Genomic DNA, 19,581 nt, shown 5'->3' on the forward strand with positions numbered 1-19,581 from the left:
TCCGGAACATGACCTTCCATGAGCCTTCCCGCTTGGTGGATCGGTCGAACCCTGGCGAGGGGTTTGTGTTTTTCCGGGAAAAGCGGTTTCCTATTCTCTCGTAGTGTAATTACCTGGGGGGTGAGTCATCAGCGGCTAACGCCGCGCCCCCGAGCCCCCCGTTTTCCCTGAAAGGAACCCCATGGCACAGAAGGTTCAGGTCCTTCTTGTCGACGACCTCGACGGCGGCGAGGCGGACGAGACCGTGACGTTCGCTCTGGACGGCAAGAGCTACGAGATCGACCTCACCACCACCAACGCGGACAAGCTCCGTGACGCCCTGGAGCCGTTCACCAAGGGCGGCCGGCGCACCGGTGGCCGGGCCTCCGGCGGCCGGGGCAAGGCGCGCGCGGCGGCGGGTGGTGCCGGTCAGGACACCGCGAAGATCCGCGCCTGGGCGAAGGAGAACGGCTACGAGGTCAACGACCGCGGCCGTGTTCCGGCGACCGTCCGTGAGGCGTACGAGAAGGCCAACGGCTGAGCCCGTCACCCTTCCCCGGCTCGCCGCTGCCTGGGCAGTGGCAGGGCGCGCACCAACCGGGCTCGGTGGCACTCCGTGGCCGCCGCGCCCACGAGCCGTACGAGATCGGGGGCGCCCCCATCGCCCCCGAAGCCTGCCCGCGGCAGCGTCGGCTCCACCTCGCCCTTCGCGTCGGGAGGTCGCAGCCATACGGCGGCCTCCTGCGGGCATCGCTCACCGGGCGCCCCGGCGGCCAGGGACGGTGGCCAGGAGCGGGCGGGGCATGGCGCGGTGATCCGGCCTCCGGCGCCGATCGCGCCCAGGTCCAGGGTCACACCGCCCCACTCCAGCCAGTCGAGCAGCTCCGGAAGCTCGTCCGCGCTGCCGGCGGCCACCAGGAGCCGCATCCAGGCGCCCTCCACCGCGACCGGACCGGTCCGCGGTACGCGCCGCAGCATCGCGAAACCGGCCACGGCCGGCAGTTCGATGACGTCGAAGGCCACCCCCGTGAGCAATTCGACGGGATCGCTGCCGGCCGTGGGCCAGCCCAGCTCCCGCTCGTACCAGCGTGACCGGGCGGCCGGTGCGGACGGCTCCGCGCCGTGGGCCCTGAGGATCATGCCCAGCAGAACTCCCCGCCCGCCCGCTTGGTTACGCGGGCGGCGGCGTTCGTACGTGACGATCTCCGTACGCGCGTACGTGAAGATCTCCGTACGCGATGACGTTCCGTACCGTCCCGTGCGCGCCCCGTGTCCGTAAGGGGTCCTGCAGGGCCGGTGAACGGGCGCAAGGTTGTTCGCCCATAGCGGATGGAACCGGCCCCCACGGCATGGAGTATCTGTGCTTGCGGGTAAGACATCCCTAGTGGGGAGGGGCGGTCCGCGTGTCGGGAGGAAGCGGCGTTCGCCATCGGCGTACTGACGGTGGGCGTAGATGCCTGGCCTGCGGGAACATCGTCTCGCACCATCGGGTTGAAGCAGTTGTCGGCTGTTCGGGCAGGAGGCCAGTGCTGTTTGCCCCGCGCGAGCGGGGGTGATCCGGACGGTTGTCGGCAGTTGGAATGAGCTGTCCCGGGTTGCGGGACTAGCATGCGGAAGGACAGGGAGGGGATCGTCCCCGATCTTTCTGACCGCTCTGAGGAGCGATTAACGATGTTCGAGAGGTTCACCGACCGTGCGCGGCGGGTTGTCGTCCTGGCTCAGGAAGAGGCCCGGATGCTCAACCACAACTACATCGGCACCGAACACATCCTCCTGGGCCTGATCCACGAGGGTGAGGGTGTCGCCGCTAAGGCCCTGGAGAGCCTCGGGATTTCGCTCGAGGCGGTCCGCCAGCAGGTGGAGGAGATCATCGGGCAGGGCCAGCAGGCCCCGTCCGGGCACATTCCCTTCACCCCCCGTGCCAAGAAGGTCCTGGAGCTGTCGCTCCGCGAGGCCCTTCAGCTCGGCCACAACTACATCGGTACGGAGCACATCCTGCTCGGCCTGATCCGCGAGGGCGAGGGTGTCGCCGCCCAGGTCCTCGTGAAGCTGGGCGCCGATCTGAACCGGGTGCGGCAGCAGGTCATCCAGCTGCTCTCCGGATACCAGGGCAAGGAGGCCGCCACTGCCGGCGGCCCGGCGGAGGGCACTCCCTCCACCTCGCTCGTCCTGGACCAGTTCGGCCGCAATCTCACCCAGGCCGCCCGCGAATCCAAGCTCGACCCGGTCATCGGGCGCGAGAAGGAGATCGAGCGGGTCATGCAGGTGCTCTCGCGCCGTACCAAGAACAACCCGGTCCTCATCGGCGAGCCCGGCGTCGGCAAGACGGCGGTCGTCGAGGGACTGGCCCAGGCCATCGTCAAGGGCGAGGTGCCCGAGACCCTCAAGGACAAGCACCTCTACACCCTGGACCTGGGCGCCCTGGTCGCCGGCTCCCGCTACCGCGGTGACTTCGAGGAGCGCCTGAAGAAGGTGCTCAAGGAGATCCGCACCCGTGGCGACATCATCCTGTTCATCGACGAGCTCCACACCCTGGTGGGTGCGGGTGCCGCCGAGGGCGCGATCGATGCCGCGAGCATCCTGAAGCCGATGCTGGCGCGGGGCGAGCTCCAGACCATCGGCGCGACCACGCTCGACGAGTACCGCAAGTACCTGGAGAAGGACGCGGCCCTGGAGCGCCGTTTCCAGCCCATCCAGGTCGCCGAGCCGTCGCTGCCGCACACCATCGAGATCCTCAAGGGCCTGCGGGACCGCTACGAGGCGCACCACCGCGTCTCGATCACGGACTCGGCCCTGGTCGCGGCCGCCACCCTGGCCGACCGCTACATCTCGGACCGCTTCCTGCCGGACAAGGCGATCGACCTGATCGACGAGGCCGGTTCCCGGATGCGGATCCGCCGGATGACCGCACCGCCGGACCTGCGCGAATTCGACGAGAAGATCGCCGATGTGCGCCGGGAGAAGGAGTCCGCGATCGACTCGCAGGACTTCGAGATGGCCGCGGGCCTGCGCGACAAGGAGAAGCAGCTCCTGGCCGCCAAGGCGAAGCGGGAGAAGGAGTGGAAGGCCGGCGACATGGACGTCGTCGCCGAGGTGGACGAGGAGCTGATCGCCGAGGTTCTGGCCACGGCCACCGGCATCCCGGTCTTCAAGCTCACCGAGGAGGAGTCCTCCCGGCTGCTGCGCATGGAGGACGAGCTGCACAAGCGCGTCATCGGCCAGAAGGACGCCATCAAGGCGCTCTCCCAGGCCATCCGGCGCACGCGTGCGGGCCTCAAGGACCCCAAGCGCCCCGGCGGCTCGTTCATCTTCGCGGGCCCGTCCGGTGTCGGTAAGACCGAGCTCAGCAAGACCCTCGCCGAGTTCCTCTTCGGCGACGAGGACGCGATGATCTCGCTCGACATGTCGGAGTTCAGCGAGAAGCACACCGTCTCGCGGCTCTTCGGCTCCCCGCCCGGATACGTGGGCTACGAGGAGGGCGGCCAGCTCACCGAGAAGGTGCGCCGCAAGCCGTTCTCCGTGGTCCTCTTCGACGAGGTCGAGAAGGCCCACCCGGACATCTTCAACTCGCTGCTGCAGATCCTGGAGGACGGTCGGCTGACCGACTCCCAGGGCCGGGTCGTGGACTTCAAGAACACGGTGATCATCATGACCACCAACCTCGGCACCCGGGACATCTCCAAGGGCTTCAACCTGGGCTTCGCCGCCCAGGGCGATGTGAAGACCGGCTACGAGCGGATGAAGAACAAGGTCAACGAGGAGCTGAAGCAGCACTTCCGCCCCGAGTTCCTGAACCGTGTCGACGACACGGTCGTCTTCCACCAGCTCACCGAGGAAGACATCATCCAGATCGTCGACCTCATGATCACCAAGGTGGACGAGCGGCTCAAGGACCGCGACATGGGCATCGAGCTCAGTGGCGTCGCCAAGAAGCTGCTCGCCAAGCGGGGCTACGACCCCGTGCTGGGCGCCCGGCCGCTGCGCCGGACGATCCAGCGCGAGATCGAGGACGTGCTGTCGGAGAAGATCCTCTTCGGCGAGCTGCGTCCGGGCCACATCGTGGTCGTGGACACCGAGGGCGAGGGTGAGGAGAAGAAGTTCACCTTCCGCGGCGAGGAGAAGTCGGCGCTGCCGGACACCCCGCCGATCGAGTCCGCGGCCGGTGGCGCGGGCCCGAACCTCAGCAAGGAGGCGTGACGCGGAGTCGTCCGTCCGTCGCCTCGGGGCCGCCCCGGACCGTTTCCCGGTCCGGGGCGGCCCTTTTTGCGCAGCTGCCGCGCGGATGCCGCGCAGGCGCGCTCTGTGGGGCCCTGTGAGGGCCTGTGAGGGCCTGTGAGGCTCTGTGACGCCCCGGGGGGTCGGACCGGCCCACACCCCCTCCGGGGCTCCCCTCACGCGCCCGCCACGATGACCTGGACGCCCTCCGGGACCCCGGTCACCTCCGCGTTGCGGTGGCTCAGCCGCAGGATCTCCAGCCGCGGGAAGACGGCCAGCCAGCTCAGGTCCAGGTCCGCGCCCAGGTCGTAGGCGAGCCACAGCTCGGTCAGCCGCTCGGCCACCAGGCCCTCGGTCAGCTGCTCCGGGGTGAACGCCCCGGCTATCTGGACGCAGGGACGGCCGCCGAGCCGGCGCAGCGCCCGCAGCTCCTCCAGGTCCGACAACGGAAAGTCGAGTTCCCGCTCATCGAGATGGGCGATGATTTCCTCGGCGTAACGGTCGGTGTCATATCGCCGCCAGGCCCCCGCGAGCTGCGCCCGTACCGCCCAGGAGGCGCGGCCCCGCAGCCGGACCAGATAGTCGATCGCGCGGTCGTCGGCTATCGAGGTGGCGGTGACGGCCAGCCGATGGGCTTCCTCATCGGATACCCCGCTGGGATCGGGCAGCATTTCCAGCACGATAGGCCCGATCCAGCCCAGCGCACGGGCCCCTTCCAGCGAGGTCGGGCGTACCAGATCACGGGTATAGCGATGCACCCGGGAACGCACCTCGGGGTCCAGCTCCGTGGCGTGTTCCAGGCATGCGGCCGCCAGGAGTTTGCGATGGCGGGCATGGACGGGGCGGGCGTCTTTACGGGCCGCCAGCAGCCCCTCCAGGAGGTAGGCGCATTCATCGGGGCGGGCGAGAGAGACGGACATTCTGATCACTTCTTCCCAGTCGTCCAGGTGCGCGTGGTCGATCAGGAAGTCAAAATCGTGCCGTTCGACGACCGCTCTCGCGCTGAGATAGTCCTGGAACGTTCGGTGCACGAAATCGACCGAACCGGGTGTGGGCTCGCGCAATAGACCGGTCCGGTTGAGCAGATGTCGGTAGATCTCCTCCGGCCCGCCCTGGCACGCCGCGTGCGGAATGGCCGGGATGTACCGGCCGAGCGTCTCGAGGGCGGTGGCCCGGTCCATTTCGGACCGGCCGTTGACAAGCATCCAGTGCGCCAGCTTCTGCAGCAGCTGGATCTTCGGTTCCTGGGGGAGGTCGATTCCATCCGGCGGCAGCATGGCGCGCTCCCGGTCGCGGCGTTCCAGGAGCATGGAAAGGGCCGCGTCATAGAGGGCTTTCCGGCCGCGTGGCAGATAGCCGCGGCGGTCCCGGTGCAGCGCGCACAGCAGACCGCACATCAGTGGATTGGTGGCCAGCCGCCCGAGGTCCCGGGTAATCCTTACGGCGTCCAGCAGCGTTTCCTCGTAACCGCTGAGCCGGTCCAGATCGGCCCCGTCGGTGATGTCCTGGCGGGCCGCCGCATGCCAGCGCCGGATGAACGCGGTGACGCCCTCGCGGCTGAGCGGGGAGAGTTTCAGCTCGGTGAAGCGCTCCGAGGAGAGCCAGTTCTCCCGTACGGCGGAGGGGCGCGAGGTGACCAGCCAGACATTTCCCGGATAGCGGGTGGGGAGTTCGCGGAGCGCTTCGCGGAGCCGTTCGCGCTCGTCCTCCGGCGCCTCGTCCACGCCGTCCACGAGCAGCAGCCCGCGCCCGCGCGAGAGCACCCGTTCGGCCCAGCCCGGCGGCTGTGCGGCGGCGTGCGGATAGCGGACGGCGGACAGGAAGCCGTCCGGCTCCGGGAAGCCGTCGCGGCGGAACCGGCGCACGGGGAGCACGAACGGCACCCGCCCGCGCAGCCCCTCCAGCGGGGCCGGGAGGTCACCGCGCGCCACGGACACCGCGAGCCGCTGCACCAGCGTGGTCTTGCCCGACCCCGCCACGCCCCACAGCAGCACCCGGCTGCGTCCGGCGAGGGCCTGCTCGGCGGGGGCGCTGGGGCCGCCCCCGTCGGTCTCGGTCTCCAGGCTGAGATATGCGGCGTCCAGCGGCCAGCTGTCGGGGGAGTGGGTCAGATCGATGCCGTAGATCGTCAGATGGTCGTGGGCGGCCACGATGTCCCGGGCGTAGCGCTCCTCGAACCCGGCGTCCTCGGCGGCCGCGACGAAGGGGGAACGGATGGTGAGGAAGCGCAGGATGTGCGCGCAGACGGCCTCCCGCAGCGCGGCGTGCGTCCGGGCGTCGGCCGCGTCCAGCCCCTCGTCGGCGTCGGGCGCGCCGACGGCCAGATGCCGGCCGAAGGCCTCGGGGCCGAGGCGGACGGCCCGCAGGTCGTCCAGGTCGACGGTGCCGAGGGTGTGGAGGGTGCGGGCGAGCGCGTCGGTCAGCTGGGGCCGCGCCTGATCGGCGATCTGTTCGCCGATTTCGCCACCGATTTCTTTCGCGACGTCTTCGACGAGCGCGGAGGCGATTCGGGGCAGGTCCCGTTCGGTGAGGGTGCGGTGGTCGCCCTGGAAGGCGACGAGGGAGGCGATGCGGACGGGCCGGTCCACCGGCCCGTCGGCGACGAAGAGTTCCTGGACCAGTGTGGCTATGGCTGCGGGATCCATGAGGCCCCGTCCCCCCGGTGACTGTTGTTCGCCGTTCAGAAGCCACCAGGGTAGGCACGGTCGGTGCCGGATGGGTGGGGGTTCGGCGTGGGTTCCGGGGGCGGCCGGTGGCACGGGGCGGGTGCGCGGTGGGGTGGGCGTCGGCTCGCCGGTGCCGCACCTGCTCGGCGTGGTGCGCCGTGGTGAGCGTGCGTGCCACGCCCCGCGAGCCCAGATCTCAACCCCGGACAGGCCCTACGCGCGGCCGACCGGGTTCTCGTCCCGGTGCGGCCGGGTGTCGCGGTACCAGCGGCCCCAGCTGTCCAGGAGGTCCGTGATCCGTTCCAGGCTGCGGCCCGTGTCGGTGAGCGCGTACTCGACCCGGGGCGGCACTTCCGCGTGGACCGTACGGCTGATCAGCCCGTCGGCCTCCAACTCGCGCAATTGGCGGGTCAGCATCCGCTGGGTGACCCCGGGCAGGGCACGTCGGAGTTCGCCGAAGCGGTGGGTGCCGATGAAGAGTTTCCTGATGATGGCGAGCTTCCAACGGCCGCCGAGAACCTCCATGGCGATCTCGACCGCGCACTGATCCTGGATCTCACCGGGGTTGCCGCGCATCCGGCAACGGTATCCAGAGTGGTACTACGGCACAAAAAAGACCGTACTTGTGAGCCGTTGAGGTACCTGCTGATAGTGCGGTCATGGAGCTTGCGACCTCGAAGCGGACGAGGACGGCGGAGACGGCGGAGACGCCGGGCGCGCCCCGGCGGTGGGCCGTGCTGGCGGTGCTGTGCCCGAGCCTGCTGCTGACCGGGATCGATCTGACCGTGACGCACGCGGCGGTGCCCAGCCTGACCAGGGAGCTGCACCCGAGCGGGGTGCGACTGCTGTGGATCGTGGACGTCTACTCCCTGACGGTCGCCGCGCTGTTGGTCACCTGTGGAACGCTGGGTGATCGAATCGGCCGTAAGCTGCTGGTGCTGTCCGGGTTCGCGTTGTTCGGGCTGGCCTCGACGGGGGCCGCGTTCGCCCAGACCTCCGGGCAGCTCATCGCCGCCCGCGCGCTGCTCGGCGCCGGTACCGCCATGATCATGTCTTCGACGGCGGCGATCATCCGGGTCGTCTTCCCCGACCGCCGGGAGCGGACCATCGCCATCGGCCTCTGGACCGCGGCGCACAGCGTCGGCGCGGCGGTCGGGCCCCTGGTGGGAGGGGCGCTGCTACAGCGCTGGTGGTGGGGGTCGGTCTTCCTGCTCAACGTGCCGGTCGTCGCGGTGATCCTGGTGGCCGGTGCACGGCTGATCCCCGAGTCGCGGAACCCCGCGCCACGACCCTGGGATCTGCCGGGGGTCGCGCTCTCGGCAGTGGGCCTCACGGCTGTCGTCTACGCGCTCAAGCAGGCGGGCGCGGACGCGGGCGGCGGCGCGTCCGGCATGGCCGTGACCGTGGCCGTGGGCGCGGTCGGGGTGGCGCTGCTGGCCGTTTTCGTACGGCGGCAGCGACGATCGCCGCAGCCGCTCCTGGACTTCTCGCTGTTCGCGGACCGCCGCTTCACCACGGCGACCGTCTGTGTCCTCGGCTGCTTCGGCTGCTATGCGGCGATGCTGTTCTTCCTGACCCAGTGGTTCCAGCTCATCGGCGGCGCGTCGCCGTTGCGTGCCGGGCTCGCGCTGCTGCCCCTGGCCGCCGCCAACGCGGCGGGCGCGGTCGTCGCGCCCTGGACGGCGCGCCGCTGGGGCGACCGCTGGGCGATGACCGGTGCGCTCGCCGGGTTCTCGGGGGCGCTGTTCCTCCTGTGCGCCGGCGGTGGTCCCGCGCGATACGGAGTGGCGGTGGTCGCGATGCTCGCGTCAGGGCTCGGGGCGGGTGTGGTCATGACCCTGGCCTCCGACGCCATCATGGCCTCGGCCGATCCGGACCGGGCCGGGGAGGCCGCCGCGATCCAGGAGACCTCCTTCGAACTCGGCGCGGGCCTGAGCATCGCCGCCCTCGGCACCGTTCTCACCGCGACCTACCGCGCCGTGCTGCCGTCCTCCATGCCCGGGATACCCGCCGCGGACCGCCAGGCCGCCGGCGAGTCGATCGGCGCGGCGAACGCGATCGCGGACCGACTGGCCCCCTCCTCCTCCGACCTGCTGCGGGCAACCGCCCGCGACGCCTACGCCCGCGGCTTCACCGTGACCGTGCTGTCGGCGGCGCTGGCCCTCGCGGCGACGGCCACCCTGGCCGCCCTGCTGCTGAGGCCGCCTCGGCGGCATGGTCGACGTTGAGCTACTGGTCCGGCTCCTCCACCGCGAAGAGCTCGTCCAATAGTTCGTCCGCCTGGGAGACGGTGAACGCGCGGTCGAGCCAGTGCCGCAGGGTGTCGCGGTAGGCGCATTCGCTGATGCGGCGGCGTGTCTCGGACCGGACGGGGATCCCTCGATGTTCGAGGATGCGCAGGACTCCCTCGGCAAGCCCTGCCGCCTCCCCATGGGCCTGGCCCTTGAGGAAGGTTTGCTCGATGAGGGTTCCCCGGCCGGGGAAGTAGCTACCTACTACGGCCATGGTGTCGTCAGCCGTCCTCGGTGAAGAGCTCGTTGGCGGTGGAGACGGTCATGGCACGGTCGAGCCAGTGGTCCAGTGTCTTGATGTCGGTGCAGTTGGTGATGCGCTCGCGGATCTCCGCCGAGGCGCGGATCCCCCTGTTTTCCAGGGTGCGCAGCACGGCGCGCGCACCCCCCACAGCCTCACCCACGGCCTTGCCCTTGAGGAAGGTCTCTTCGACAAGGGTGCCGCGACCAGGGAAGTAGCTGCCTACCACGCTCATCAGTTTCCTCCAGACGTCTCGTGCTGGGGTATTCCCCAGGCCGATCTCCAGTAGCTCCGAGTAGTACGGGCGGGACTTTGGGTCGGCCTTGGCGAGGGCCTGAGCCAGTGTTTTCAGTATGGCCGGAGCGTTGGGGTCGCGCCCATGTGTCAAGGCCGAGAAGGCAGCCAGGGTCAGATCCTGGGACGCCTCCTCGGGGTCGAGGATCACCGGGACGTTTCCGGGGCCCAGCACCAGCGGGTGTACGGACAGTGCTGTCCACCCCTCCACGCCGATCCGAAAGGGCCCCGCCGCCCAGTCGGCGGTTTTCTTGTCCTGGCAGACTACGAGTAGCAGCGCCGGAAGCTCGTGCTTCGCTGCCATGTACGAGAGGTAGTACGCCCAGCTGACCGCCTTGTCCGGGTCGCGGCGGCCTTGTGCCTCGATGGCAAGGAGGAAGCCGCCGCTGTCAGGCGGAACCACGCGCAACACGCTGTCCACGCGCCGTTCCAACGGATGGATCTCCGTGGCATCCGGGGTGAGCACCTCGACGGCCGCTTCCTTTGACAGCGGGACGTCCAAGATGCGGAATACCGGGGCGAGTAACTCCGGTCGTTCTTGAAAGATGCGATGTGCGGCCTCATGCCGCGAACTGACCATGTGTGTGAACGTAGGGTCATCGGAGCATGTGCACGGGGCAAATGACCGGTGATCACCCGATTGGGGGAAAGGCCCGCGCGGGGTCAGGCGGCGATCTCGTATGCGTGCTGCTGCGGGGTGAGTTCGAACCAGAGCAGCTTGCCGCTGATGCCGAAGAGGTCGTCGGCGAGGGGGTAGCCGCCCCAGTTGTCGGCGCACAGCCGGACGATGAGCAGGCCCCGGCCGGAGGTCGCGTCAAGCCTGGTGGCGGCCTCGGTGAGGGCGGTGAAGCGGTCGAGGGGGCTGGGCGGGGCGTCGAAGGGGGCGGGGATGGTGGGGTTGGTGTCCCAGATGCTGACGCGGAGGCGGCTTTCGCAGAGGTGGCGGATGCGGAGTTGGGCCGGGCCGTCGGAGTGGCGGACGGCGTTGGTGACCAGCTCGCAGGTCAGGAGTTCCGCCGTGTCGATCAGCTCGGCCATGCCGTGGGAGGAGAGGACCGCCCGGAGCGTGGCGCGTGAGATCCGTGCGGCTCGTGGGTCGTTGGGGAGGCGGAGGGAGTACGTCCAGGGGTCGGAGGACGGCGGTACGTTGGCCATGGAGTCTCCCTCGGTCGGGGGAAGTTGGATCGCTTGGGCCACACCGTATGGCAGTCGGTGGTAGACCTGCTACGAAAACAGCAGCAAGGCTGCTAATTGAACTCGTGTGGGTGATAGGGGAGAACCGATGCCGCCAAACAACATGCCTACGGTGAGGCAGCGTCGACTGGGCGCGGAACTGCGGAAGCTCCGGGAACGCGCCAGTTTGTCCTCGACCGCTGCCGCCGCGCAGCATGGCATCAACCAGGCTCGCCTGAGCAGTATCGAGGCTGGTCGGTACCCGGTGAGCGCGGACCGGGTGCGCGCGTTCGCCCGTAACTACACCTGCCCTGATGACGCCCTCGTCGACGCCTTGGCCGACATGACAGGTGGACGCACACGAGGCTGGTGGGATGAGTACCGGGAGCATCTACCTGCTGCCCTCATCGACGTGGCGGAGCTTGAGCATCACGCCATCGAGCTGCGGGTGGCCCTGGCGATCCACATTCCGGCCCTGTTGCAGACGACGGACCACGCTCGCGCGTTGTTCCAGGAGGTTGTGCCAGCGCTACGGCAGTACGAAGTAGAGCACCGGTTGTCCCTCCGCATCAGGCGGCAGGAGATCCTGCACCGCGACGAACCTGTGCGCTATACGGCGATCATCCACGAGGCAGCACTGCGCATGCAGTTCGGTGGAGCGGCTACGGCTCGCGCTCAGTTGACACATCTCGGCGAGATGAGCGAGGAAGCCAACATCACTGTTCTGGTGGTCCCCTTCGGGCGGGGCGCGTTCCCCGGTAATGGTCAACCGATCGACTACGTCCACGGTCCTGTTCCGCAACTGGACACTGTGCAGCTCGACGTCCATCACGGCTGTGAGTTCCTCGACTCGGAGGCGCAGCTGGTCAAGTATCGGACCGTGCTCGAACGCATGGAGGGCGGCGCCCTCAATCCGGCCGAGTCAAGAGACTTCATTCACCGCATCGCGCAGAGTATCTGAAGGGTTTCGAAGTGCCCATATCTGACTGGCGGAAGTCTTCCTACAGCGGAGACTCCTCGAACTGCATCAACGTCGCCGCTGAGTGGCGGAAGTCCACTCACAGCGCGGACGCGGGCAACTGCGTGAACGTCGCCGCCAGCGACCGCGCCGTCCTGCTCAGGGAGAGCGACGACCCCGACGTCGTCCTGGCCACCACGCCCGCCGTCCTGCGTGCCTTCATACGTGGCGCCAAAGGCGGCGTCTTCGATCGCGTCCAGGAGGGCACGGCATAAAGGGGCGACGGCCCGTCAGAGGGGGGGGAGAACAGACGGCCCGTCGCCTTCGCGCGACCTTACGATCGGCCGCTGAGCGGGCACTTAGCGCTTGCTGAGGCCGGAAAAGGGGAGGCGGGCCGACTGGCCTGGCCAATCCGTAAGGGGCCGGCTGCCCGGAGAGCGCCGTGATCTCTGGGCACGCCGGTCCGCTCACGGTTTCGCGTCGACCACCTCGGCGTCGGCGGAGAGTCGCAGCCACGGTGAATCGACGTCGGCATTGGCCTCGTCGAACTCGTGATGTTCGCGGGTATACAGCCGGACCGCCAGCCCGTCGGGGTCACGAAAGACCAGGACCCAACCGATGATGCCGCGCAGCTCGCCGGAGTTTCCGACGCCGAGGGCGTCGAGGTGGTCGACCCACGCCAGCAGGTCGGCCCGCGTCGGGACCGCGTAAGTGACCGGATCGTAACCGCTGATGGCTTTCGCGGTGTTGGGTGCGCATCTGAGCTCCAGAAGACCCAGCCCCGGCACGTCGATGATGTGGGCATAGAGCACGCCCGCGGTCGACCTGTGGTCGAACTGTGGTTGCCGTTCCGCGCCGAAGACCCGCTCGTACCATCGCAGACTCTCGGCGAGGTCGGACACGGGCACCTTGTAGTGGTGGACTCCGTCGAGCCGAGGCTGATTCATCGTGATCCTCTCTTGTCGTAGACAGGCCGGCGTTGAGGGCAGCGGTGGCGCTGCCCTCAACGCTCGATCGGGAATCAGCGGCGGGCTTCGAGCTTCATGTCGCCGCGGGTCTGTATGCGAGCGAAGTCGCTGGTGAGCAGGTTGTGCGGGATGCCGAGTCCGATCGCGCTCGCCTCGTCCAGGCGGGCCAGTTGGGAGGCGGTGAAGTCGACCTCCAGGGCGCCCAGATTGTCCTCCAGCTGCGCGACGGTGCGCGCGCCGATGATGGGTGCCGTCACGCCCGGATTCTGCAGGGTCCAGGCCAGTCCGACCTGGCCGGGGGTGCGGCCCAGCTCCGTCGCGACCTCTTTCACGACATCAGCGATGGCGAGGTTGTGCTCGGAGAGGTTGCCCAAGGTGAGGTTGTGGCCCTTGCGCGGGGGACCGCCATCGGATCCGACGGTGGTCGCGGTCAGGTCGTCGCGGCTGTACTTGCCGGTGAGCACCCCACCGCCCAGCGGTGAGTACGGCATCACCCCCAGCCCCATCTCACGTGCCATGGGGATCAGGTCACGTTCCCCGGTGCGCTGGATCAGGCTGTACTCGATTTGCAGCGCGACCAGCGGCGACCAGCCGCGCAGGTCGGCGATCGCCTGCATGCGCGACACCTGCCAGGCCGGAACGTTGGACATCGCCACGTGCAAGACCTTGCCCTGCCGGACCAGGTCGTCCATGCCGCGCAGGATCTCCTCGACCGGCGTCGTGAAATCCCACACGTGCAGGTAGAGCAGATCGAGGTAGTCCGTGTTCAGCCGTCGCAGGCTGGTTTCCACCGACCTGAACATGTTCTTGCGGTGCGGTCCTCCGGAATTCGGATCGCCGGGCCGGCGCAGCGTCGAGTACTTCGTTGCCAGCACCAGGCTTTCGCGGTTGTCGCGGGTGAATTCGCCCAGCATGCGCTCGGAGGTGCCATCGGTATAGGTATCGGCGGTGTCGATGAAGTTGCCGCCGCGCTCGACGTAGTTGTCGAACAGCTTGCGCGCCTCGTCCTGCTCTGCGCCCCAGCCCCAATCGGTGCCGAAGGTCGCCGCGCCCAGCGCCAGTGGTGAGACCCGCAGCCCGGAACGGCCGAGTAGTCGGTAGGTGTCGAGGGTGAGCGACATCATGTCCTCCTGTGCTTATGATCCGCTGCCGAAAACGAGTCTGTGACCGCCGCGAGCCGGAGATAAGGGAAGGAAGTTCCTGGGAACGCCAGTCCTACCCTGGCTGTGGGGCCCGGCGCTGAGCGGGTACTTACCGCTTGCCGAGGCCGGAAAATCGGGAGGCGGACCCGTCTCCGACCGGGGTACCGTCATCCGCATGGACTCGTTCCTTCAGATCTACGGCTGACACGCCGTTCCGCCCCGCGCACCGGCGACATCGCCGCTGCGCCGGGCCGTCGTGTCCATCTCGGCCTAGACCTGAAACGAGTGATCCCATATGTCCCGTCGCCGTGCGCATATCGCCATGGTCGGCATCCCCGCCATCAGCCACACCCTCCCCAGCCTCGAGATCATCCGTGAGCTCGTGGCGCGCGGGCACCGGGTGACGTACGCCAACGATCCCTTCGTCGCGGACGTCATCAAGCCGACCGGTGCCGAGTTCGTACCGTTCGAGTCCACCCTGCCGGTCGCCGACAACGACTGGCCGGAGGACCCGATCGCCGCGATGACCCTGTTCCTGGACGACGCCGTCCACGTCCTGCCGCAACTCCGCGCCGTGTACGACCGGGACCCGGCCGATGTGTACCTCTACGACATCGGCGCGTACCCCGCCCGGGTGCTCGCCGAGACGCAGGGGCGCCCGCTGGTCCAGCTGTCGCCGACGATCGTGGGTTGGGAGGGCTATCACGACGAGGTCGGGGGGCAGATCATGAGCCTTCCCGGTGCGGACGCGTATCAGGAGAAGTTCGCGACGTGGCTCGTGGAGTCCGGCGCCACCACCACGGATCCGAACGTCTTCTCCGGGCAGCCGCCGCGCTGTGTCGCGCTCATTCCCCGTGCGATGCAGCCGAACGCCGACCGGGTGAACACCGAGGTCGTGACGTTCGTCGGGCCGTGCCTCGGGGACCGTGCCGACCAGGGCGGTTGGGAGCGTCCGGCCGGTGCGGAGAACGTGCTGCTGGTCTCGCTGGGCTCGGCGTACACCCGGCAGGCCGCCTTTTACCGCGAGTGCGTCGCGGCCTTCGGGGATCTGCCCGGGTGGCATGTGGTGCTGCAGATCGGCAAGTACGTCGACCCGGGTGAGCTGGGGGAGATCCCGGCGAACATCGAGGTCCACAACTGGGTGCCGCAGCTGGCGATCCTGGAGCGGGCCGACGCGTTCATCACCCATGCGGGGATGGGCGGCAGCAACGAGGGGCTCTACACCGGCTGTCCGATGATCGCCGTGCCGCAGGGCGCGGAACAGGCCATGAACGCCGACCGGCTCGTCGAACTGGGCGTGGCCCGCCGCTTCGACACGGCCGACGCCACCGCAGGGGACCTGCGCGCCGCGCTGCTCGAACTCGCCACGGACCCGGAGGTCGCGCGCACCTCGGCGCGGCTGCGGGACCAGGTGCGGGCCGAGGGCGGCACCGGGCGGGCGGCCGATCTGATCGAGGAGACGCTGGGCTGACACGGCGATGGCCCGGCCGCTTGGGGCGGCCGGGCCATCGGCAGGTGTCGGGCGGTTACTTCACGATCGTGATGCGGTCCGCCTTCGGCGGGTCCAGGGGCGAGGACTGCGACGAGTGCGCGCCCAGGTAGGCCGTGAACGCGTCCAGGTCGGAGGCGCCGACGAGCTTGTTCTTGCCGTCCTTGAAGGCGGGGAAGCCGTCGCCGCCGCCCGCGAGGAACTCGTTCAGCGCGACGCGGTAGGTCTTGGCGGGGTCGATCGCCGCACCGTTCAGCTTCACCGAGTCCGTGACGATCCGGTCCTTGCCGGACTTGGTCAGATCCAGGGTGTAGGTGAGGCCCTTGGAGACCTGGAGGATCTTCGGGGAGGCCTCGTTCGAGCCGCTGACCTGCTGCTGGAGCGCGGTGATGAGCTGGGAGCCGGTCAGGTCGAGCACGTTCATCATGTTGGTGAACGGCTGGACCGTGAACGCCTCGCCGTAGGTCACCACCCCGTCCCCCTCGCTGCCCGACGCCTTGTGGGCGAGGTCGGAGCGGATGCCGCCGGGGTTCATGAAGGCGAGTTGGGCGCCGCCCTTGTCGAACGGGGAGAGCGCTTCGAGCTGGCCGTCGGCGATGACGTCGCCCAGGGGCGTCTCGTAGGCGGTGGAGCCGCGGCCGTTGACGTCGGCGGAGACATAGCCGACCGGCTTGTTGGCGATCGGGGCTGCCAGCTTGTTCCAGCGCCCGATGAGCGAGGTCATGTCGGGGGCCTTGGGCTGCTCACGGTCCACGATGTGGTTCGCCGCGTGGGCGCCCTTCACGCTCGTCCGCACGATGTCGCCGGTGCGGCGGTCGTAGGTGAGCGTGGTGTCGGTGTAGAGACGGCCGAAGGAGGCCGCGGAGGTCACCGTGCGCGGGGTGCCGGACGGGTCCGGGACGGTGCAGGTGTACGCCTGGTGGGTGTGGCCGGTGACCAGGGCGTCGACCTTGGGCGTGATGTTCTTGGCGATGTCGACGATGGGGCCGGAGACGCCCTTGCCCGCACCGCCGTTGTCGCAGTCGTAGTTGTACGAGGGGGAGGCGGGCAGCCCGCCCTCGTGGATGAGCGCGACGATCGACTTCACGCCCTTGTGCTGGAGCTCCTTGGCGTACTTGTTGATCGTCTCGACCTCGTCGTGGAACTTCAGGCCCTTGACGCCCTCGGCGGTGACGATGTCCGGGGTGCCCTCGAGGGTGACCCCGATGAAGCCGATCTTCACGCCCTTGTGCTTCCACACGGTGTAGGGCTTGAGGATGGGCTTGTCGGTCTTCTCGTCGGTGACGTTCGCGGCGAGGTAGGGGAAGTCGGCACCCGGGAAGGTCTTGCCCTTCTCGTAGCAGCCCTCCTTGGGGTGGCAGCCGCCGTTCTGGATGCGGCTCAGCTCGGCGCGGCCCTCGTCGAACTCGTGGTTGCCGACGGAGGTGACGTCGAGGTCCAGCTTGTTGAGCGCCTCGATGGTCGGCTCGTCGTGGAAGAGCCCGGACAGCAGCGGGCTGGCCCCGATCATGTCGCCGCCGGCGGCGGTGACCGAGTACTCGTGACCCTTACGGGCGTTACGGAGCGAGGTGGCGAGGTATTCGGCGCCACCCGCCGGAATGGTCTTGGTGGTGCCGTCCGCCTGGGCCTCGGTGACGGTACCCGAGGAGCCCTGCGGGGGTTCCAGGTTTCCGTGCAGATCGTTGAAGGACAGCAGCTGCACGTCGACGGTGCGTCCGGGCCGGTGCTTGTCCGAGGCGGCAGCGGTGTCCGCACCCGCCGGGCTCACGGCGGTCAGCACCCCGGCCGCGGCGGCCAGCACCGCGACTCCCGTGGCCAACCGGCGTGCCGCCCCGCGCCGTTGAGGTCTCGCTGGCATGTCGTCCCCTTGTGTGCCCCGTGGTGGATGGTGGAGCGCAGCTTACGGTCAACGCGCGTAGCGGGGCAGGGGCGGGAGGTTAAGAGCTGGTGGCCGATGGTCAACGGTGTGGGACGACTTCGCCCGTTCGGCGGAAAAGTCCTGATGAGGGGTTTCAGTGGTGGTTCGTTATGTGAGCGTGCGGATCATGCAGAACGAACTCACGAAGCAGCCGCCCATCCCCGCACAGGGGTCCGAGCTCCCGCCGGGCTTCTTCGAACTGGTCGATGACCTCAAGGCGATCGTCACGCAGGCGAGCGTGCGTGCTCAGCTCAAGGTCAACACCGAGATGATCAAGATGTACTGGGAGATCGGCCGGACGATCCTTGAGCGGACAGAGCGGGAGAGGTGGGGGTCGAAGGTGCTTGAGCGGGTGGCGACGGAGTTGCGTACAGCCTTCCCGAATCAGCGGAGTTTCGGTGCGCGGAATCTCAAGTACATGCAGCAGATGGCTCGAACATGGCCCGAACAAATTGGGCAACAAGCTGTTGCCCAATTGCCCTGGGGCCACATCACCCTGCTGATGGGCCGCTGCAAGACCCGTCCTGAGCTGGACTTCTACGCTCAGGGGGCCGTGCAACAAGGGTGGTCCCGCGTCATGCTCGACCACTGGATCGACGCGCAGTTGCACCTCACCCAGGGCGCCGCGCTCAACAACTTCGACGCCACGCTCCCGGAGGACTCCGATGCCGTCAACGAGGTCGTCAAGGACCCCTACCGAGTCGACTTCACTCGGCTCTCCGGCAAGGTGGCGGAGCGCGACCTTGAGGACGCGCTGGTGCAGCAGCTCGTCCGGTTCCTGACCGAACTCGGGGTCGGCTTCGCCTTCGTCGGGCGCCAGTACCCCATCAAGGTCGGTGACGAGGAGTTCCGGATCGACCTGCTCTTCTACCACTACAAGCTGCACCGCTTCGTCGTCATCGAGCTGAAGACCGACAAGGCCCGCCCCGCCCACCTGGGCCAGCTCGGCTTCTACGTCACCGTTGTCGACGACCTGGTCCGGGACAAGGAGCGCGACGATCCGACCCTCGGGATCCTCATCGCGAAGAGCCGCGACAAGGGGACGATCGAGTACGCGCTGCGGAGCAACAACGCACCGCTCGCCGTGAGCACCTACGCCGCGCTGCCGCCCCATGTGCGGGAGCTGATGCCCAGCGCCGAGGATCTCTCCCGCATCGCCGACGACGTCCTCGAGGGGGATGGGACAGCCGGGTGACTCACGGGTAACAAATTGTCCAGCAGCTTGCTGCACAATTGGGCCGCCGTAGGCTCGGCCCCATGAATGACGTGGTGAACGAGACATCCGGTGCCCGGCGGCTCGATGTGCTGGAGGAGTTGACGTCGGCCGAGGTGGAGGATGTGCTGCGGCTGATCGCGGAGTCCGCGCGGGCCGATGGGCAGCAGGCGGTGTCCGAGCAGGGGCGGCTGCAGCTGCGGGGGCGGCGGGAGGGGGTGCGGCATCTGGTGTTGCGGGAGCCGAGTGGGGAGCTCGTGGGGTACGCGCAGCTGGAGGACACCGACCCGGTGGAGGCTCCGGCCGCCGAGCTGGTCGTGCATCCGGGGCACCGGGGGCAGGGACACGGCCGGGCGCTGGGGGTGACCCTGCTGAGGGAGTCGGGGAAGCGGCTGCGGATCTGGGCGCACGGGGGGCATGCCTCGGCGCGCCATCTCGCGCAGGTGCTGGGGCTGACGTTGTTCCGGGAGTTGCGGCAGATGCGGCGGCCCCTGGGGTCGCTCGCGGACCTGGGTCTTCCGGAGCCCACCTTCCCGGAGGGCGTGACCGTACGGACCTTCCGGCCGGGTGCGGACGACGCCGCGTGGCTGGCGGCGAACGCGGCGGCCTTCGCCCACCACCCCGAGCAGGGTTCGCTCACCCAGCGTGATCTGGACGACCGCAAGGGCGAGCCGTGGTTCGACCCGGAGGGGTTCTTCCTGGCGGAGCGCGGCGGGGAGATCGTCGGGTTCCACTGGACGAAGGTGCATGCCGAGGAGCGGCTGGGGGAGGTCTACGTCGTGGGGGTGCGGCCGGACGCGCAGGGTGGCGGCCTCGGCAAGGCGCTGACCTCGATCGGGCTGCGGCATCTGGCGGCCCGCGGGCTGCCGACCGCGATGCTCTATGTGGACGCCGACAACTTCGCCGCGGTCGCGGTCTACGAGCGGCTCGGCTTCGTCACCCATGAGACGGATCTGATGTATCGGACCGAGACCTGAGCGGGCCTGAGCGGGCCTGAGCGGGGCCTGAGACCGGGGGCGTGAAGGGGGACCCGG

At 68.8% G+C, this 19,581-nt stretch carries 17 protein-coding genes; 8 read left to right on the forward strand and 9 right to left on the reverse strand.

The genetic code is table 11. The features are described 5' to 3' along the window. Positions 1–181 precede the first annotated feature (181 nt). Positions 182–520: a histone-like nucleoid-structuring protein Lsr2 gene (locus tag J2Z30_RS32150; RefSeq protein WP_020870378.1), complete on the forward strand. Its 339-nt coding sequence runs from the start codon at positions 182–184 to the stop codon at positions 518–520. 5 nt (positions 521–525) lie between these two features. Here the strand turns inward: J2Z30_RS32150 and J2Z30_RS32155 are convergent, their stop codons facing one another. Further along, on the reverse strand, positions 526–1,119 hold the full coding sequence (locus J2Z30_RS32155; protein ID WP_044573354.1) for an SCO3374 family protein: 594 nt from the start codon (positions 1,117–1,119) through the stop codon (positions 526–528). A gap of 531 nt (positions 1,120–1,650) precedes the next feature. On the opposite strand from J2Z30_RS32155, the gene J2Z30_RS32160 reads away from it, so the two are divergent. Beyond that, positions 1,651–4,176, forward strand: coding sequence for an ATP-dependent Clp protease ATP-binding subunit (locus J2Z30_RS32160; RefSeq protein WP_020870380.1), 2,526 nt, complete (start codon positions 1,651–1,653; stop codon positions 4,174–4,176). 194 nt (positions 4,177–4,370) lie between these two features. Here J2Z30_RS32160 and J2Z30_RS32165 read toward each other — a convergent pair whose 3' ends face one another. Both J2Z30_RS32165 and J2Z30_RS32170 read right to left on the reverse strand, forming a co-directional pair. After that, a complete protein-coding gene (locus tag J2Z30_RS32165; protein ID WP_052701488.1) occupies positions 4,371–6,839 on the reverse strand; it encodes an NACHT domain-containing protein in 2,469 nt (822 codons plus the stop codon). Between the two features lie 234 nt (positions 6,840–7,073). Next, on the reverse strand, positions 7,074–7,436 hold the full coding sequence (locus J2Z30_RS32170) for a winged helix-turn-helix transcriptional regulator (protein ID WP_044573358.1): 363 nt from the start codon (positions 7,434–7,436) through the stop codon (positions 7,074–7,076). A gap of 83 nt (positions 7,437–7,519) precedes the next feature. Between J2Z30_RS32170 and J2Z30_RS32175 the strand changes: the two genes are divergently transcribed. Further along, entirely contained in the window at positions 7,520–9,088 is a 1,569-nt protein-coding gene (locus J2Z30_RS32175; protein WP_107073333.1) for an MFS transporter, read from the forward strand. Between the two features lies 1 nt (position 9,089). Here J2Z30_RS32175 and J2Z30_RS32180 read toward each other — a convergent pair whose 3' ends face one another. The 3 genes from J2Z30_RS32180 to J2Z30_RS32190 form a co-directional block, all read right to left on the reverse strand. Then, positions 9,090–9,365, reverse strand: coding sequence for a hypothetical protein (locus J2Z30_RS32180; protein WP_044573360.1), 276 nt, complete (start codon positions 9,363–9,365; stop codon positions 9,090–9,092). Positions 9,366–9,372: 7 nt separating this feature from the next. Then, positions 9,373–10,266: a hypothetical protein gene (locus J2Z30_RS32185; protein WP_044573363.1), complete on the reverse strand. Its 894-nt coding sequence runs from the start codon at positions 10,264–10,266 to the stop codon at positions 9,373–9,375. A gap of 83 nt (positions 10,267–10,349) precedes the next feature. Further along, positions 10,350–10,841, reverse strand: coding sequence for an ATP-binding protein (locus J2Z30_RS32190; protein ID WP_044573366.1), 492 nt, complete (start codon positions 10,839–10,841; stop codon positions 10,350–10,352). A gap of 127 nt (positions 10,842–10,968) precedes the next feature. On the opposite strand from J2Z30_RS32190, the gene J2Z30_RS32195 reads away from it, so the two are divergent. Together J2Z30_RS32195 and J2Z30_RS32200 are read left to right on the forward strand one after the other, a co-directional pair. After that, on the forward strand, positions 10,969–11,820 hold the full coding sequence (locus J2Z30_RS32195) for a DUF5753 domain-containing protein (RefSeq protein ID WP_044573367.1): 852 nt from the start codon (positions 10,969–10,971) through the stop codon (positions 11,818–11,820). A gap of 11 nt (positions 11,821–11,831) precedes the next feature. Further along, positions 11,832–12,092 carry a DUF397 domain-containing protein gene (locus tag J2Z30_RS32200; protein ID WP_078956804.1) on the forward strand — a complete coding sequence of 87 codons (261 nt, stop codon included), beginning with the start codon at positions 11,832–11,834 and terminating at the stop codon, positions 12,090–12,092. A 192-nt stretch (positions 12,093–12,284) separates the two neighbouring features. Here the strand turns inward: J2Z30_RS32200 and J2Z30_RS32205 are convergent, their stop codons facing one another. Both J2Z30_RS32205 and J2Z30_RS32210 read right to left on the reverse strand, forming a co-directional pair. Further along, positions 12,285–12,764 carry a VOC family protein gene (locus J2Z30_RS32205; protein ID WP_044573370.1) on the reverse strand — a complete coding sequence of 160 codons (480 nt, stop codon included), beginning with the start codon at positions 12,762–12,764 and terminating at the stop codon, positions 12,285–12,287. 74 nt (positions 12,765–12,838) lie between these two features. Next, positions 12,839–13,906: an aldo/keto reductase gene (locus J2Z30_RS32210; protein WP_044573372.1), complete on the reverse strand. Its 1,068-nt coding sequence runs from the start codon at positions 13,904–13,906 to the stop codon at positions 12,839–12,841. Between the two features lie 316 nt (positions 13,907–14,222). On the opposite strand from J2Z30_RS32210, the gene J2Z30_RS32215 reads away from it, so the two are divergent. Beyond that, complete coding sequence (locus J2Z30_RS32215; protein ID WP_044573377.1) at positions 14,223–15,398, forward strand: macrolide family glycosyltransferase; 1,176 nt, start codon at positions 14,223–14,225, stop codon at positions 15,396–15,398. A 55-nt stretch (positions 15,399–15,453) separates the two neighbouring features. On the opposite strand, the gene J2Z30_RS32220 is transcribed toward J2Z30_RS32215, so the two are convergent. After that, on the reverse strand, positions 15,454–17,274 hold the full coding sequence (locus J2Z30_RS32220) for a bifunctional metallophosphatase/5'-nucleotidase (protein WP_044573380.1): 1,821 nt from the start codon (positions 17,272–17,274) through the stop codon (positions 15,454–15,456). A 187-nt stretch (positions 17,275–17,461) separates the two neighbouring features. Between J2Z30_RS32220 and J2Z30_RS32225 the strand changes: the two genes are divergently transcribed. Together J2Z30_RS32225 and mshD are read left to right on the forward strand one after the other, a co-directional pair. Next, on the forward strand, positions 17,462–18,529 hold the full coding sequence (locus J2Z30_RS32225; protein WP_044581748.1) for a PDDEXK nuclease domain-containing protein: 1,068 nt from the start codon (positions 17,462–17,464) through the stop codon (positions 18,527–18,529). A gap of 62 nt (positions 18,530–18,591) precedes the next feature. Next, the gene (gene mshD / locus J2Z30_RS32230) at positions 18,592–19,524 is read left to right on the forward strand and encodes a mycothiol synthase (RefSeq protein ID WP_044573383.1); all 933 of its coding nucleotides are present in this window, start codon (positions 18,592–18,594) and stop codon (positions 19,522–19,524) included. The last annotated feature ends 57 nt before the right edge of the window (positions 19,525–19,581 follow it).

This window comes from Streptomyces iranensis (genome assembly GCF_017874715.1).
GTDB classification, from domain to species: domain Bacteria; phylum Actinomycetota; class Actinomycetes; order Streptomycetales; family Streptomycetaceae; genus Streptomyces; species Streptomyces iranensis.

Excerpts from the sequence above, each read along its gene's own strand:
- J2Z30_RS32150 (WP_020870378.1), top strand. The coding sequence starts at position 182 with ATGGCACAGAAGGTTCAGGTCCTTCTTGTCGACGACCTCGACGGCGGC.
- J2Z30_RS32155 (WP_044573354.1), bottom strand. The coding sequence starts at position 1,119 with ATGATCCTCAGGGCCCACGGCGCGGAGCCGTCCGCACCGGCCGCCCGG.
- J2Z30_RS32160 (WP_020870380.1), top strand. The coding sequence starts at position 1,651 with ATGTTCGAGAGGTTCACCGACCGTGCGCGGCGGGTTGTCGTCCTGGCT.
- J2Z30_RS32165 (WP_052701488.1), bottom strand. The coding sequence starts at position 6,839 with ATGGATCCCGCAGCCATAGCCACACTGGTCCAGGAACTCTTCGTCGCC.
- J2Z30_RS32170 (WP_044573358.1), bottom strand. The coding sequence starts at position 7,436 with ATGCGCGGCAACCCCGGTGAGATCCAGGATCAGTGCGCGGTCGAGATC.
- J2Z30_RS32175 (WP_107073333.1), top strand. The coding sequence starts at position 7,520 with ATGGAGCTTGCGACCTCGAAGCGGACGAGGACGGCGGAGACGGCGGAG.
- J2Z30_RS32180 (WP_044573360.1), bottom strand. The coding sequence starts at position 9,365 with ATGGCCGTAGTAGGTAGCTACTTCCCCGGCCGGGGAACCCTCATCGAG.
- J2Z30_RS32185 (WP_044573363.1), bottom strand. The coding sequence starts at position 10,266 with ATGGTCAGTTCGCGGCATGAGGCCGCACATCGCATCTTTCAAGAACGA.
- J2Z30_RS32190 (WP_044573366.1), bottom strand. The coding sequence starts at position 10,841 with ATGGCCAACGTACCGCCGTCCTCCGACCCCTGGACGTACTCCCTCCGC.
- J2Z30_RS32195 (WP_044573367.1), top strand. The coding sequence starts at position 10,969 with ATGCCGCCAAACAACATGCCTACGGTGAGGCAGCGTCGACTGGGCGCG.
- J2Z30_RS32205 (WP_044573370.1), bottom strand. The coding sequence starts at position 12,764 with ATGAATCAGCCTCGGCTCGACGGAGTCCACCACTACAAGGTGCCCGTG.
- J2Z30_RS32210 (WP_044573372.1), bottom strand. The coding sequence starts at position 13,906 with ATGTCGCTCACCCTCGACACCTACCGACTACTCGGCCGTTCCGGGCTG.
- J2Z30_RS32215 (WP_044573377.1), top strand. The coding sequence starts at position 14,223 with ATGTCCCGTCGCCGTGCGCATATCGCCATGGTCGGCATCCCCGCCATC.
- J2Z30_RS32220 (WP_044573380.1), bottom strand. The coding sequence starts at position 17,274 with ATGCCAGCGAGACCTCAACGGCGCGGGGCGGCACGCCGGTTGGCCACG.
- J2Z30_RS32225 (WP_044581748.1), top strand. The coding sequence starts at position 17,462 with ATGCAGAACGAACTCACGAAGCAGCCGCCCATCCCCGCACAGGGGTCC.
- mshD (WP_044573383.1), top strand. The coding sequence starts at position 18,592 with ATGAATGACGTGGTGAACGAGACATCCGGTGCCCGGCGGCTCGATGTG.